14 protein-coding genes are annotated in these 15,042 nt (G+C 53.9%); 7 read left to right on the forward strand and 7 right to left on the reverse strand.

What is annotated here, in order from left to right; all coding sequences use genetic code 11:
• The first annotated feature begins 88 nt into the window (after nucleotides 1-88).
• From ACFQ1Z_RS08200 to folE2, 6 genes are all read left to right on the forward strand, one after another.
• A complete protein-coding gene (locus ACFQ1Z_RS08200; protein ID WP_379056912.1) occupies nucleotides 89-445 on the forward strand; it encodes a pilin in 357 nt (118 codons plus the stop codon).
• Nucleotides 446-547: 102 nt separating this feature from the next.
• The gene (locus tag ACFQ1Z_RS08205) at nucleotides 548-1,201 is read left to right on the forward strand and encodes an alpha/beta hydrolase (RefSeq protein ID WP_379056914.1); all 654 of its coding nucleotides are present in this window, start codon (nucleotides 548-550) and stop codon (nucleotides 1,199-1,201) included.
• A gap of 81 nt (nucleotides 1,202-1,282) precedes the next feature.
• Nucleotides 1,283-1,528: an exodeoxyribonuclease VII small subunit gene (xseB, locus tag ACFQ1Z_RS08210; protein ID WP_379056916.1), complete on the forward strand. Its 246-nt coding sequence runs from the start codon at nucleotides 1,283-1,285 to the stop codon at nucleotides 1,526-1,528.
• 25 nt (nucleotides 1,529-1,553) lie between these two features.
• On the forward strand, nucleotides 1,554-2,444 hold the full coding sequence (locus ACFQ1Z_RS08215; protein WP_379056917.1) for a polyprenyl synthetase family protein: 891 nt from the start codon (nucleotides 1,554-1,556) through the stop codon (nucleotides 2,442-2,444).
• Between the two features lie 2 nt (nucleotides 2,445-2,446).
• The gene (gene dxs, locus ACFQ1Z_RS08220) at nucleotides 2,447-4,291 is read left to right on the forward strand and encodes a 1-deoxy-D-xylulose-5-phosphate synthase (protein ID WP_379056919.1); all 1,845 of its coding nucleotides are present in this window, start codon (nucleotides 2,447-2,449) and stop codon (nucleotides 4,289-4,291) included.
• Nucleotides 4,292-4,341: 50 nt separating this feature from the next.
• Nucleotides 4,342-5,148 carry a GTP cyclohydrolase FolE2 gene (gene folE2 / locus ACFQ1Z_RS08225; protein ID WP_379056920.1) on the forward strand — a complete coding sequence of 269 codons (807 nt, stop codon included), beginning with the start codon at nucleotides 4,342-4,344 and terminating at the stop codon, nucleotides 5,146-5,148.
• Between the two features lie 103 nt (nucleotides 5,149-5,251).
• Here folE2 and ACFQ1Z_RS08230 read toward each other — a convergent pair whose 3' ends face one another.
• Together ACFQ1Z_RS08230 and aroC are read right to left on the reverse strand one after the other, a co-directional pair.
• Complete coding sequence (locus tag ACFQ1Z_RS08230) at nucleotides 5,252-6,424, reverse strand: MFS transporter (RefSeq protein WP_379056922.1); 1,173 nt, start codon at nucleotides 6,422-6,424, stop codon at nucleotides 5,252-5,254.
• A 92-nt stretch (nucleotides 6,425-6,516) separates the two neighbouring features.
• Complete coding sequence (gene aroC, locus ACFQ1Z_RS08235; protein WP_379056923.1) at nucleotides 6,517-7,608, reverse strand: chorismate synthase; 1,092 nt, start codon at nucleotides 7,606-7,608, stop codon at nucleotides 6,517-6,519.
• 139 nt (nucleotides 7,609-7,747) lie between these two features.
• Here aroC and corA point away from each other — a divergent pair, with 139 nt between their 5' ends.
• A complete protein-coding gene (gene corA / locus ACFQ1Z_RS08240) occupies nucleotides 7,748-8,845 on the forward strand; it encodes a magnesium/cobalt transporter CorA (RefSeq protein ID WP_379056925.1) in 1,098 nt (365 codons plus the stop codon).
• 6 nt (nucleotides 8,846-8,851) lie between these two features.
• On the opposite strand, the gene ACFQ1Z_RS08245 is transcribed toward corA, so the two are convergent.
• From ACFQ1Z_RS08245 to waaC, 5 genes are all read right to left on the reverse strand, one after another.
• A complete protein-coding gene (locus ACFQ1Z_RS08245) occupies nucleotides 8,852-9,637 on the reverse strand; it encodes a ParA family protein (protein WP_379056926.1) in 786 nt (261 codons plus the stop codon).
• A 447-nt stretch (nucleotides 9,638-10,084) separates the two neighbouring features.
• The gene (gene dnaJ / locus ACFQ1Z_RS08250) at nucleotides 10,085-11,218 is read right to left on the reverse strand and encodes a molecular chaperone DnaJ (RefSeq protein WP_379056927.1); all 1,134 of its coding nucleotides are present in this window, start codon (nucleotides 11,216-11,218) and stop codon (nucleotides 10,085-10,087) included.
• Nucleotides 11,219-11,335: 117 nt separating this feature from the next.
• Nucleotides 11,336-13,255, reverse strand: a complete 1,920-nt coding sequence (gene dnaK / locus ACFQ1Z_RS08255; RefSeq protein ID WP_379056928.1) for a molecular chaperone DnaK — start codon at nucleotides 13,253-13,255, stop codon at nucleotides 11,336-11,338.
• 127 nt (nucleotides 13,256-13,382) lie between these two features.
• Complete coding sequence (gene grpE / locus ACFQ1Z_RS08260; RefSeq protein WP_379056930.1) at nucleotides 13,383-13,916, reverse strand: nucleotide exchange factor GrpE; 534 nt, start codon at nucleotides 13,914-13,916, stop codon at nucleotides 13,383-13,385.
• Between the two features lie 112 nt (nucleotides 13,917-14,028).
• Nucleotides 14,029-15,024, reverse strand: a complete 996-nt coding sequence (gene waaC, locus ACFQ1Z_RS08265; RefSeq protein ID WP_379056931.1) for a lipopolysaccharide heptosyltransferase I — start codon at nucleotides 15,022-15,024, stop codon at nucleotides 14,029-14,031.
• Nucleotides 15,025-15,042: the final 18 nt, after the last annotated feature.

Raw genomic sequence — 15,042 nt, forward strand, 5'->3', positions numbered from 1 at the left:
TTTTTATCAACAACATTGCAAATATTGCAAAATTTAAATCGAAACATCACTCAAGCCTATCAATTAACTTTGACTATAAGGTGGTTAAATGGATAAGCAAAAAGGTTTTACTCTGATAGAGCTGATGATCGTAGTAGCCATTATCGGCATTCTCGCCTCTGTGGCATTACCAGCTTATCAAAGTTACTCGCAAGATGCAGCCAATAATGCATGCATTGCAGAAGCCAATGCTTATGCCAGAAAAGTATATACCGATATCCAGCTCAGCAAACCTGCTGCAGACATTCCAGCCCCTATTGCAAGGGCATGCGACGTGATAAACAATGGCGAAAAAGTAATTACAATCACCAATTTCATTTCGACAGCCAGGTCGCCCGGAAATGCAACCATCACTTGCGATTTAAACGCGGGCACGCCGTGTAGCATAACCGCCCTGTCGCCTTAAAACTCTACTTTTTGCTTAGGGTTAGATCAGCAACGCAAATCATCAATCCCCACCGCGCTCACTGCTATACTTCAAACTTTTTCAACTTGAGCCAGAATACCCATGTTAGAAAATATTGTCGTCAACCGACAAGCAAATGCCTCCGCCACCGTCATCTGGATGCACGGCCTGGGCGCCGACGGCCATGACTTTGAACCTGTGGTGCAGATGCTGAACCTGCCGCATATACGCTTTATCCTGCCCCATGCCCCCTACCTTCCGGTGACTTTGAATAATGGCTATGAGATGCGGGCCTGGTATGACATTTTTGGGCTGCAGCCAGATAGCCCACAAGACGAAGCCGGCATCAAAGCCATGCAGCAAACCATCAACACTTTGATAGAAAGCGAAATAGCCAAAGGCATAGCCAGCCAGCGTATAGTATTGGCCGGATTCTCCCAGGGTGGCGCGATGGCACTGTATACGGCGACACGATTTACCCAGCCGCTGGCTGGTGTGCTCGCACTTTCTACCTACTTGCCGCTAAAAAACAAGCTGGTCAGCGAGCAGCATGTGGCTAACCGGCAACTGCCTATCTGGATGGCGCATGGCAGATCCGACAGCGTGATCACCCTCTCTACCGCACAAGCTGCCAGGGAGGCACTGCAAGCCGCCGGTTACCCGCTGCAATGGCAGGAATACGATATGCCACATAGCGTGTGCGAACAGGAGATAGCCGATATCCGCCGTTTCCTGCTACAGGTATTGCCGGCCTGATTGCTGACAAACGCTTGAGATTAATCCCGCAAGACTGGGGAGTTTTGTTAAAATGGCAGGCGTTTTAACAGGCTGACCTTCATGAGTGTTGCAAAAAAATCTCCCGCCGCGGCAAGCGATACGCAAAGTTTTGCCCAGCGCATCGCGTCGCTGGAAACCATAGTCAGAAGCATGGAAACCGGCGAGCTGCCTCTGGAAGCCGCGCTGACTGCTTACGCTGAAGGCATGCAGTTGCTGCAAGCCTGCCAGGGTGCGCTGCAGCAGGCCGAGCAGACCGTGGTCATCCTTAATCAGCAACAGCAATTAGTCCCTTTTGACCCTGAGTGAGTCGCCTGAGCCTTCACTTTTCGTCATGACCACTTCATCCATATTATTCGAGCAATGGGCGACTGTACACCAGCAACGGGCGGAACAGGCGCTGGCCAGCGCCCTGCCAGCGGCAGACACGCCACCGCAAAGACTGCATGCCGCCATGCGTTATGCCGTGCTTGGCGGCGGCAAACGTGTGCGCGCACTTCTGAGCTATGCCGCCGCCGAGTTGGTCGGCGCGCCAGCCAGCTCAGCTGATGCAGCGGCAGTCGCGGTAGAACTCATACACGCGTTCTCACTGGTGCACGACGATATGCCGTGTATGGATGACGATGATTTACGCCGTGGCAAACCTAGCTGCCACAAGCAATATGGCGATGCCACCGCCTTGCTGGTCGGCGATGCGCTGCAAGCACTGGCATTTCAATGCCTGGCAGAGACAGCAGCCGCGCAAGCGTTGACCCAGGTGCAGATATTGGCGCAGGCCACCGGTTCACGCGGCATGTGTGGCGGGCAGGATATAGACCTGCAAAGCACCGGCCAACTGCTCACGCGTGACGCGCTGGAAACCATGCATCAGTACAAGACCGGCGCACTGATACGCGCTGCGGCCTTGCTGGGGGCTTATGCTGCCGACCACACTCAGGAGCAGCATATACAGCTGCTCGATCAATACAGCCAGAATATGGGCCTGGCTTTCCAGGTGGTGGATGATATTCTGGACGCGACTGCAGATACGCAAACCCTGGGCAAGACCGCCGGCAAAGATGCCTTGCAGGAAAAATCGACTTACGTCAGCCTGCTCGGCATAGACGAGGCAAAAGCACTGGTAAAGACCTTGTACGAGCAAAGTTTGCAATCACTGGCCGGTTTCGGACCACAAGCTGACTCACTGCGTGGCATTGCCAGATTTATTTGTGAGCGCCCATTCTGATCATGACTTCCCTGTTGTCCCGCATAGACTCTCCAACTGATTTGCGCGCGCTGGACCGCTCGCAACTAAAAGCGTTGGCTGGCGAGTTACGGGCCTTTCTGATCCAAAGCGTGTCACAAACCGGCGGCCATCTGGCCTCTAACCTGGGCGTGATAGAGCTGACCATCGCCTTGCATTACGTCTATCAGACACCGGACGACCGCGTGGTATGGGATGTGGGTCACCAGACCTATCCGCACAAGATACTGACCGGACGCCGCGAGCAGATGGCCTCTTTGCGCAAGGCAGGCGGCATCGCCGGCTTTCCCAAACGCGATGAAAGCGCCTACGACACTTTTGGTACCGGCCATTCCAGCACCTCTATTTCCGCCGCCCTGGGTATGGCAGTCGCCGCCAAGGCTTTGGGCACCAATCGCCGCAGTGTCGCCATTATCGGCGACGGCGCCATGACTGCCGGCATGGCGTTTGAAGCGCTGAACAATGCCGGTGATATGGACACCAATCTGCTGGTGATCCTCAATGATAACGACATGAGCATTTCCAACAATGTCGGTGCGCTCAACAATTACTTGGCACGCCTGATGTCCGGCAAGCTGTATGACAGTGTGCGCCGCAGTGGCAAAAAAGTGCTGGATATCATACCGCCGGTCAAGGAATTCGCCCGCCGTGCCGAAGAGCATGCCAAAGGCATGGTCACCCCCGGCACCCTGTTTGAAGAATTCGGTTTTAATTACATAGGCCCTATCGATGGTCACGATATCGATACCCTGGTTGATACCTTGAGCAATATCCGCCAGTTGCAGGGCCCGCAGTTCTTGCATGTAGTCACGCAAAAAGGCAAAGGCTATAGCCCGGCTGAGGACAACCCGAACAAATACCATGGCGTCAGCAAGTTCGACCCGCAAAATGGCCATTGCCTGACGCTGAGCGAACGCCCTACCTATACCCAGATCTTTGGCGACTGGCTGGTGGACATGGCGGCGGCCGACAGCCGCCTGGTAGGCATCACCCCGGCCATGTGTGATGGCTCCGGGCTGAACCGTTTTGCAGAAGCCTACCCGCAACGTTATTTTGATGTCGGCATCGCCGAGCAGCATGCACTGACTTTTGCGGCCGGCATGGCCTGTGATGGCCTGAAACCGGTGGTTGCCATTTACTCGACCTTTCTGCAACGCGCTTACGACCAGCTGATACACGATATCGCGCTGCAAGACCTGGATGTGCTGCTGGCGATAGACCGCGCCGGGCTGGTAGGAGCCGACGGCCCCACCCATGCCGGCAGTTTTGACCTGAGCTTTCTGCGCTGCATCCCCAATATTGTGATCATGGCACCCAGCGATGAGCATGAATGCCGCCAGATGCTCACTACCGGCTATCAGCACAAAGGGCTGGCAGCGGTGCGTTACCCGCGTGGCAGTGGCATAGGCGCAGCCCCTTCGCCCACCCTGGAAACATTGGAAATAGGCAAGGCGCAATTGCTGCGCCAGGGCAAAAAAGTCGCACTGCTGGCGTTTGGCAGCATGGTGCAGCCAGCCTTGCAAGCAGCCGAATCGCTGGATGCGACTGTGGTCAACATGCGTTTTATCAAACCATTAGATACAGCCATGCTACTTGAAATATCCGCTAGTCATGACTATATAGTGACTATAGAAGAAAACGCGATCATGGGTGGCGCCGGTGCGGCGGTGATGGAATGCCTGCAAGCACACCAGATCGTGAAGCCTGTTGCATGCCTGGGGCTACCTGACCGTTTTATCGAACATGGCTCACACGAAACTATGTTGGCCGAATGTGGTCTAGACAAATCCGGCATTTGTTCAGCTATTGAGAAATTGATAGCTGAGTAGTATATTCAACCATTTATCAAATCGCGGGCAACTCCCGCTTTGGAACCCTGATGAATCAACCCGTAATCCCTGCAGTGATTGAAGACGTACAAAATACTCCTGACGTGCGCCGACTGGATATCAACAAAGTCGGTATCAAGTCTATCCGTCATCCGGTCATTGTCAAAGATAAAACCGGCGGCGAGCAGCACACCGTAGCGGTGTTTGATATGTATGTGCATTTACCGCACAACTTCAAAGGCACGCACATGTCGCGCTTTGTTGAGATACTCAACACCAACGAAAGCGCCATCTCCATAGATTCGTTTGAAACCATATTGCGTCAGATGGTTGAGCGCCTGGAAGCGGAATCCGGCTACGTGGAAATGCGTTTCCCCTATTTCATCAACAAGGCAGCACCGGTATCCGGCGTTAAAAGCCTGCTCGATTACGAAGTCACCTTTATCGGCGAGATCAAGAATGGTCAGTTCGAGATCACGGTGCAGGTCATGGTGCCGGTTACCAGCCTGTGCCCATGCAGCAAGCAGATCTCAAACTATGGCGCGCACAACCAGCGTTCACACGTGACCGTAACTGCGTTGCTGAATGAGTTCATGTGGCTGGAAGACCTGATCACCCTGATTGAAGACCAGGCTTCTTGCCAGTTATATGGTTTGCTGAAACGCCCGGACGAGAAGTTTGTGACCGAGCGCGCTTACGATAATCCCAAATTCGTGGAAGACATGGTGCGCGATGTGGCGGCACAATTGAATGTAGAAAAGCGCATCGTCAAATATGTGGTGGAATCAGAGAACTTTGAGAGCATACACAACCATAGCGCCTACGCACTGATAGAGCGTGATAAACGTATCAGCTGATTAGCTGCACCCCGGCGGCAATAAAAAAACAGCCCGCATGCGGGCTGTTTTCACATCCAGCTATTGATCAATGGCTGAGCATGGGTCAATGACTGAACATAGCTCAATGGCTGAACATGCCGCTCCTGGCATAAGGTTGCGACAAATGCAGCCCTAGCGCGACTATGATCGCGCCCAGCAGCGGAAATAAGGCAGCCAGGGTAAACGTCAGCTGACCGCCCAGATATTGCAGCGCAAAACCACCGAGCAAGCCGCCCAGCGCGCCGCCTATGCCATAGGCCACACTGTTATAGATGGCTTGGCCTTTGGCCTGGTGGCGTCCGGTAAAGTATTGCGTGACCACCTCGACCGCAGCGGCATGAAAACTGCCAAAAGTGAACGCATGCATGGTTTGCGCCAGCAACAGCAGCGCCAGATGATCAGGCACCAGACCCATCATGGAAAAGCGGATCACGCCTATCAGCAGACTGGCGATCAGTATGGTCTTGAGCTTGAAACGTGTCATGATCCACGGCATTTTCATAAAAATAGCGATCTCGCAGATCACGCCCAGCGCCCATAGCCAGCCTATCATGCCTTTACTGTAACCATGCTCGGCCAGGTAGATAGAATAAAAGTTATACATCAACCCATGCGCCGTCACCATCATGGCGCAGCCTACCAGCAGGGAGATCACCGCCGGTTGCCTGAGTATCTTCCACACCGAAAAACTGTCATTGGCGTGCGGCGGCACATGCGCTTCCGGCAGTTTCCAGGTCAGCCCGAACAACAGACACTGTACCAGCAGGATAAACCACAACAGGCTGCGGATGCCGAACCAGTCGGTGAGATAGCCTAGCAACACAGAGGCCACAATAAAGCCCCACGAGCCCCATAAGCGTATCTTGCTGTAATGGCCGTTGGTGCTTGCCAGATGCGCGAGCACCAGCGATTCTGATAACGGCAAGGTGGAGCTGGTAAATAAACTCAGCGCCGCCATCACCATAAACATGGTCATAAAGTCATGTGCCCAGAAGATCGCGGCAAAACCGAACAGGCCAAGAAAGGCCGTCATGCGTATCCAGCGCACACGCTGGCGCGTGTGATCGGCCAGCCAGCCCCACAGGTTAGGCGCAATGATGCGGCTCAACTGGAACAGCGACATCAATATGCCGATATCGGCCGGCGAAAAAGACTCGGAGCGCAAGTACAAGCCCCAGTAAGGGACAAATGCGCCGACGAAGAAATAATAGATGAAATAGAAACGCGAGAGATTAAAGTGTAAAGCGTGACTCATGAAATACCCGCGTTAAAAGTGACGGTGAGCGGCTGGCGCGCTGGGCATAGCCTAGCCACACCAGCCGTTAATGGACGTGAACGCCAGCCAGCCTACAGGCGCGGCAGCGTGGTATGCACATCGGCATTCTGCGCCCGGTGCCGCAAGGCGTGGTCCATCAGCACCAGCGCCAGCATGGCCTCGACGATAGGCGTCGCGCGTATGCCTACACAGGGGTCATGCCGGCCTGTGGTCTGCATCATCACCGGCTCGCCGGCGTGATTGATAGAACGGCGCTCCTGCGGGATGCTGGAAGTAGGTTTAAAAGCCACATTGACCACGATATCCTGGCCGCTGGAAATGCCACCGAGCACGCCACCGGCGTGATTGGAGGCAAAACCCTCGGGCGTGAGTTCATCGCAGTGTTCGCTGCCACGCTGGGCAATAGATTTGAAGCCGGCACCTATCTCCACACCTTTGACTGCATTGATACCCATCATGGCATGCGCGATATCTGCATCCAGGCGGTCAAAGATAGGCTCGCCCAGGCCTAGCGGAACCTGCTGCGCGACCACGGTGATTTTTGCGCCTACTGAATCACGCTCACTGCGGATCTGGTCCATATAGGCTTCGAGCTGCGGCACTATCTGCAGATTAGGTGAGAAAAACGGGTTGCCTGGCTGGGAGATCGCGTCCCAACTGACGAATGGCACTTCGATCTCACCAAGCTGGCTCAGATAGCCACGGATCTGCACGCCGAATTTTTGCAGCAGCCATTTTTTGGCGATGGCGCCGGCGGCGACGCGCACTGCGGTTTCACGCGCGCTGGAACGGCCACCACCTCGGTAATCGCGTATGCCGTATTTCTGGGTATAGGTGTAATCGGCATGCCCGGGCCTGAAGGTATTCATGATCTTGCTGTAATCCTGCGAGCGCTGGTCGGTATTGCGTATCAGCAAACCTATAGGCGCGCCTGTGGTCTTGCCTTCAAACACACCGGACAATATTTCGACTTCATCGGCTTCGGCACGTTGCGTCACATGGCGCGAGGTACCCGGTTTACGCCTGTCCAGATCGATCTGCAGATCCGCCGCTGACAGCTCCAGGCCTGGCGGGCAGCCATCGACCACCCCGCCTATGGCCGGGCCATGCGATTCGCCAAACGAAGTCAGGGTGAACAGCGTACCAATGGTGTTGCCAGACATGCGATTCTCTCATTGAATAATTTGCTCTATTTTAGCATAGACTGGCTTACAGCCTGCCCCCTGGCCTTAGCGCCAGCGCTGACTTGATTTCCACACAACGAACGCTTATGCTGGACCCGCACTGTTTATTCGGACTACCATGGCCAAACGCAAACACCCCCACCGCAAACACCGTTTACTGGGCACTGCCAGCCCGGTGGCTGCACCTGAAACCGACACCGGCGCTGAAACGACACCCGCCTGTATCCATAGCATCAGCTACAACGCCACCGATATAAACTCCAGGCAACTGACCATGCACGACATCGTCGAATGGCAGGCGCCAGCTGCGCATACTTCGTGGATCAACGTGCACGGCGTGCTGGATATCGCCTTGCTGCAGGCGGTCGCCCGCCGTTTCAAGCTGCACCCGCTGGTGCTGGATGACATTTTAAATACCGAACAGCGGCCCAAGCTGGATACTTACCCGGATTATCTGTTTCTGGAAACACGGTTGTTTTATTACGATGCCGAAACCATGAGCGTGAGCTCGGAGCAGATCAGCATGGCACTGGGACGTGAGTGGTTACTTACCTTCCAGGAAAGGCCTTCCGGCAGTTTTGAACCGGTGCGTGAACGCCTGCGACAAGGCCAGGCCCTGCTACGCCAGAGCGGCGCGGATTATTTATGCTATGCCTTGCTGGATAGCCTGATGGAACGTTATTTCCAGGTGCTGGAAGCCATCAATGAAGATGCCGAACGCCTGGAAACGCAATTGCTGGACCAACCCAGCCCGGACGATCTGCAGAACATACACCGTCTCAAGCATGTCACCATACAGTTACGCCGCGCGGTATGGCCTTTGCGCGAAGTGCTGAATAGCCTGATCCGTAACGAGCATGGCTTTTTCAGCCCGCAAACCCTGCCCTACCTGAGAGACCTGTATGACCACACCGCGCATTTCACCGAATCGCTGGAAGCGATACGCGACATGCTGAGTGGCCTGATGGATATTTACATGACCAGCATCAGCCAGCGCGTGAACCTTGAAGTGCGGGCATTGACCGTGGTCGCTATGCTGTTTATGCCAGCCACTCTGATCGCCGGTATCTTCGGTATGAATTTCGACAACATGCCATGGATACATGATCAGTATGGTTTCTGGTGGGCCATGCTGATCATGCTGGGCATAGCCTCAGTGATGCTACTGATGTTCTGGCGTCGGCAATGGCTGGGCAACCGTCGTCACGAGCGTTGATCAGCATCAGACCTGGGTCGTGCGCGGTAACTGCTTGATCACATCCTGCAGCTCGAAATACAGTGTCAGGTGATCACGCGCCCCCGGGCTGCTGGCATCGTATTCAAACACATGCTGCCCCATGCGCCCACACTCGGCGAGCGCGGCATGCTCGGCTATCCGTGTCACCAGCACTTCGCTGCCAAACAGGCGGCGCATCTCCTGCTCGACTTCGGCAGTCATTTCCTTGCGTTTATCGGCGCGCGTGAGCAGGTAGCGGCGTTGCACGCGACGTTTCAATACCGGCTCCAGCGCATTCAGCGCCTTGTCTATTTTCACTGCCGAATGTATGGATAAATAATCTGCTGACACCGGCACCAGCACCAGGTCACTGGCGAATACCGCACTCAGCGGGATCACCCCAATGCCAGGGAAACAATCCATGAATACCGCATATCCGGCATGTGTCTTGTGCAGTTGCGCCAGGCCGTCAGCAAGCCGTTGCAAAGTGGCCGGGCCGCGGCCAAACTGTGAATCCAGGTTCATCAGCTCTTTATTGGCAGCGATCAGTTGCAAACCGTTGCGCAAGGGCTGGATCAAATCGGCCAGCGGCGTGTCTGCCTGATAAAAGCGGAACAGATGCTTTTGCATATCCAGGCCTATATGCTTGAAAGTCTCGGTCAGCCGCGCCTGCGGGTCCATATCCAGCAATAATACCTGCTGGCGTTGACGTTGCCAGGCAGCCGCGAGGTTGAGCGCGGTGGTGGTTGAACCGACATCGGCTTTATGATTATAAATAGCGATTTTCAGCATGATAAGTGTGAGCAGGCAAGCGTAGTGAGAGCCAGATGCTGTGAATGATATTGCCAGTCATCATAAACGATGTTGTTGCCAGACACTACCCCGCGGCTGCGGCAGGCAGTGCTATATGAAACTAGCAGACAAAAAGAAACCCGCTATTGCGGGTTAAAAGGGGGTTTGGATCAGGAGGAAATCAATGCTAGTCGTTGACAAATCAACCAAGCTAGCCATTAAACAAAACATTTTGTGCCCTGTTTAAAGATGACTCTAGTTTAGGAGAGAGTTATTGCAACAATTTGACCGAGCTGTAACTGAATTGTAAAAATGAAAATTTAATTGTTATTGAAATGTAACTGATACAGTACAGCCACATCATCCTGACCATAAAGACTAAAAGCTTGAGAACAGGCCTGCCAGCACTGATAGCCTGGCAGGCCTGCTAATACAAGCAGCAAACGATCAGCTGAAGAAGTCGCGAGCTTTATCGACCCAGCTCTTGTTCTTCGGGCTGTGCTTGCCGGCATCTGCCTGCGTGCTGCTTTCAAATTCGCGCAGCAATTCTTTCTGTTTCTCTGTCAGGCGCACCGGTGTTTCCACCACTACATGCACCATCAGATCACCATGCTCACTGGAGCGCAATGGCTTGATACCTTTGCCGCGCAGGCGGAACACACTGCCGGTTTGCGTTTCAGCCGGGATCTTCATTTTGGCGGCGCCGTCCAGGGTAGGCACTTCTATCTCGCCACCCAATGCCGCCGTGCTAAAGCTGATCGGCATTTCGCAATGCAGGTTAGCGCCTTCGCGCTGGAAGATCGCATGTTCTTTCAGGTGGACCACCACGTATAAATCACCGGTTGGCCCCCCGTTCACGCCTGCTTCGCCTTCGCCGCTCAAACGTATGCGGTCACCTTCATCGACACCAGCCGGGATTTTGACATTGAGGGTCTTGTTTTGCTTGATGCGGCCGCCACCATGACAGGTCGGGCAAGGTTCTTTCACCATTTTGCCGCTACCGTGACATTTAGGGCAGGTTTGCTGCACCGAGAAAAAGCCCTGCTGCATACGCACCTGGCCATGACCGTTACAGGTGGTGCAGGTGACCGGTGAAGTCCCCGGACGTGCGCCTGAACCGTGGCAGGTCTCGCAATTGGCCTGCACCGGGATACGTATCTTGGTTTCAGTGCCTTTGGCTGCCTCTTCCAGGGAGATTTCCAGGTTGTAACGCAGATCGGCACCACGGTACACATTGGAGCGCTGGTTACGGCCACCGCCGCCACCAAAGATATCGCCGAAAATATCACCGAATGCATCGCTGAAGTTGCCGGAATTAAAGCCGCTGAATCCGCCACCACCCATGCTCTGGTCTACACCGGCATGACCATACTGGTCATAGGCTGCACGTTTCTGCTCGTCGCTTAATATTTCGTAGGCTTCTTTGGCTTCCTTAAAGCTTTCTTCCGCTTTAGGGTTATCCGGGTTGCGGTCAGGGTGATATTTCATCGCCAGTTTCTTAAAGGACTTTTTAATTTCCTCGTCACCAGCGTCGCGGTTCACACCCAACACTTCATAGTAATCTTTTTTTGCGGCTGCCATAGTTATTCCGTTTTAATGCGCTTGCGCCAATATGAACAAACACACCCGCGATCTGCGTAGTGTGTTTGCCGGCATCATAAACAAGGGCGGGTAAGCTGCACCCGCCCCTTTTTAAGGTTAGTCTTTTTTCACTTCTTCAAACTCGGCATCTACCACATCGCCTTCCACTGTTTTTTCATCCTGTGGTTGTGCGCCTTCGGTATTGGCCTGCGCTTGTTGCTCAGCGTAGACTTTCTCGCCCAGTTTTTGTGAAGCTTCCATCAGTGCATTGGTTTTGGCCTCGATCGCTTCTTTGTCGTCGCCATCTTTGGCGATCGCTTCCAGGTCTTTGATCGCGTCTTCGATCTTGGCTTTTTCATCGGCATCTATCTTGTCGCCATGTTCAGCCAGCGATTTCTTCACGCTATGCAATACGCTGTCAGCCTGGTTACGGGCGTCGACCAGTTCACGCAACTTTTTGTCTTCATCAGCATATTTAGCGGCATCTTCTTCCATGCGCTGAATCTCTTCTTCAGACAAACCGGAGTTGGCCTTGATCGTGATCTTGTTCTCTTTGCCGGTGGCCTTGTCTTTGGCAGACACATGCAAAATACCGTTGGCATCGATATCAAATGTCACTTCAATCTGCGGCATACCACGTGGTGACGGTGGAATATCGCTGAGGTTGAACTGACCCAGGCTCTTGTTGCCGGCAGCCATTTCACGCTCACCTTGCAACACGTGTATGGTCACCGCGTTCTGGTTATCTTCTGCGGTAGAGAACACTTGCGAAGCCTTGGTAGGAATCGTGGTGTTCTTCTTGATCAGCTTGGTCATCACGCTGCCCAGGGTCTCAATACCCAGCGACAGTGGTGACACGTCCAGCAGCAATACGTCTTTAACGTCGCCTTTCAGCACGCCACCCTGAATCGCAGCACCAACGGCGACCGCTTCATCCGGGTTCACGTCTTTACGTGGTTCTTTGCCAAAGATCTCTTTTACTTTCTCCTGCACTTTTGGCATACGACTTTGACCACCGACCAAAATCACGTCAGAAATATCTGAAGGTGATACACCCGCATCTTTCAATGCAGTTTTGCATGGGCTGATAGTGCGCTCGATCAGGTCTTCGACCAATGCTTCCAGCTTGGCGCGGGTGATTTTCACCACCAAGTGCTTAGGACCGGTCGCATCTGCCGTGATGTAAGGCAAGTTCACTTCAGTCTGCTGTGCACCAGACAGTTCGATCTTGGCTTTTTCAGCAGCTTCTTTCAGGCGTTGCTTGGCCAGCAAGTCGTTGCGCAGGTCCAGGCCGTTCTCTTTTTTGAACTCATCCGCCAGAAAATCTATGATGCGGTTATCAAAGTCTTCACCACCGAGGAAAGTGTCGCCGTTGGTAGACAATACTTCAAACTGGTGCTCGCCATCGATTTCAGTGATCTCGATGATAGACACGTCGAAAGTACCACCACCCAGGTCATACACCGCGATCTTGCGGTCACCTTCCTGCTTGTCCAGGCCAAAAGCCAGGGCCGCCGCAGTTGGTTCGTTGATGATACGTTTCACGTCCAGACCGGCGATACGGCCGGCATCTTTAGTTGCCTGGCGCTGGCTGTCGTTAAAGTAGGCAGGCACCGTGATCACGGCTTCTGTCACTTCTTCGCCCAGGTAATCTTCGGCGGTCTTTTTCATTTTGCGCAAAACTTCGGCAGAGATCTGTGGTGGCGCCTGTTTCTTGTCGCGCACTTCTACCCAGGCATCGCCGTTATCGGCTTTGCTGATGGTGTAAGGCATCAGATCAATGTCTTTTTGCACTTCTTTTTCGTCAAAACGGCGGCCGATCAAACGTTTTACAGCAAACAATGTATTTTTTGGGTTAGTCACCGCCTGGCGTTTGGCTGGTGCACCGACCAGAATCTCGCCGTCTTCCTGATAGGCAATGATAGATGGTGTAGTACGCGCACCTTCAGCGTTCTCTATCACACGTGGCTTGCCACCTTCCATCACGGCGACACACGAGTTGGTGGTCCCCAAGTCAATACCGATAATTTTTCCCATGTTTCGCTTCCTTAAAAATTTTGTGAATCACATTAAGTTGTTTATTGACCAAGTTGTTAATTGATCAAACTATGATGTGATAATTGGGATGCCTGAACAGATTTCAAGCCCCTGTTTATAATGTGGATTATTTTGCCTGTATTACGGTAACCAGCGCCGGGCGCAGCACACGTTCGTTCAGGGCATAGCCTTTTTGCAGCACGCTGAGCACAGTGTTAGGTTCACCTTCTGCCGGCACCATGCTGATAGCCTGGTGCTTATTGGGGTCGAACTTCTCACCCAGTGGGTTGATTTCAGCAATATTGAATTTCTCAAACACACCCAGCAACTGCTTGGCGGTCAATTCAACGCCGTTCTTATAGCTGGCGACATCGGCATTTTCCACGGCTAATGCAGCATCCAGGCTGTCTTTCACTGCCAGCAACTCATTACTGAATTTTTCCAGCGCGAATTTGCGTGCCTTATCAATATCGTCCAGCGCGCGTCTACGTACATTCTCGCCTTCTGCTTTCACGTACAGCACTTGTGCTTTGGCTTCTTCCAGTGCGACTTCCAAGGCTGCGATACGTGCCTCATGGTTGTCAGCGGACTGCTCTGTATGCACTTCATTAACAGCTGCTTCGTTAGCCGCCGTGTCTACGGATGTTTGCGGATCTTGCATGTTACTCCCCTATGAATTCAAGACTTTTCATTTGACGATTTCACACACATGGGGATGACCCTACTGATTTCAAGGGCAAATAGATGATTTTGCAAAAATTGCTGCTGGCAGATCAGGGCTGGCGCTGATTTTCAGCCACGGTGACCTGGGTCACCGCTGCCACCACGGCTGCGATATCAGGCACCTGCTGCTGGCCGCCCAGATTGATAGCCGCTGCCTGGCGCCCGCCAGCCACACCGGTCAGGCCGGGGTCAGTATCCGTATATAAAGCCACCACCGGCACATCCAGGGCTGCGGCAAAGTGCGAAAGCCCGGTATCCACTCCCACCGCAAACCGCGCTTGCGGAATCACAGTTGCCAGTTGCTGCAAGCTCAGCTTAGGTAACACCAGGGCTTGCGGCACGCTGAGGGCGATGCGCTCGGCGCGACTTTTTTCTGCCGCAGAAGCCCACGGCAGGCACATGCTCCAACCTTGCTCGGCATAATGCCGTCCCAGCGCGATCCAGTGCTCTTCCGGCCATAACTTGCTGTCACGGCTGGTGGCATGCAGGGCTATCCACGCTGGCGGCGGCAAGGTGAGCGCGGTGGTTAGCGCACTGGCCGGTTGCACACGCAAGCCATAATCCGGCAGGTCCTGCGGTACGGCATAACCCAGACTGAGCGCCACCAGCGTACGTATGCGCGTGACCGCATGCTGCTGGTAGGAGATGGCGTAACGGTGCTGATAAAAGCGGCTGGCCAGCGGTTCGCGTATGGAGCGTGCATCATAACCATGGTGCGGGCCACGCGCCCAGGCAGCGATGCAGGCGCTTTTCAGCAGGCCCTGCACATCGATCACCGCATCGTAAGCCGGTGCCGCCAATGCGCCCCTGACTTGCCTGATCTCTTGCCAGGTGCGGCAGCGCAATAACTGTTTGCGCCAGCGGCGGATGGCAACAGTAAACACCTGCTGCACCTGCGGGTGCAGGCGGGGAATATCGGCAAAACCCTCTTCGACCAGCCAGTCGATCTGGGCGTCAGGGTAGTGCTGCAAAATATCCTGTACAGCTGGCAAGGCGTGTATCACATCGCCCATAGACGTGGTCTTGACCATCAGAATCCGTTTCATGCCCGCTATTTTCGCATA

The sequence above is a fragment of the Methylophilus luteus genome (assembly GCF_042676265.1).
Lineage (GTDB): Bacteria > Pseudomonadota > Gammaproteobacteria > Burkholderiales > Methylophilaceae > Methylophilus > Methylophilus luteus.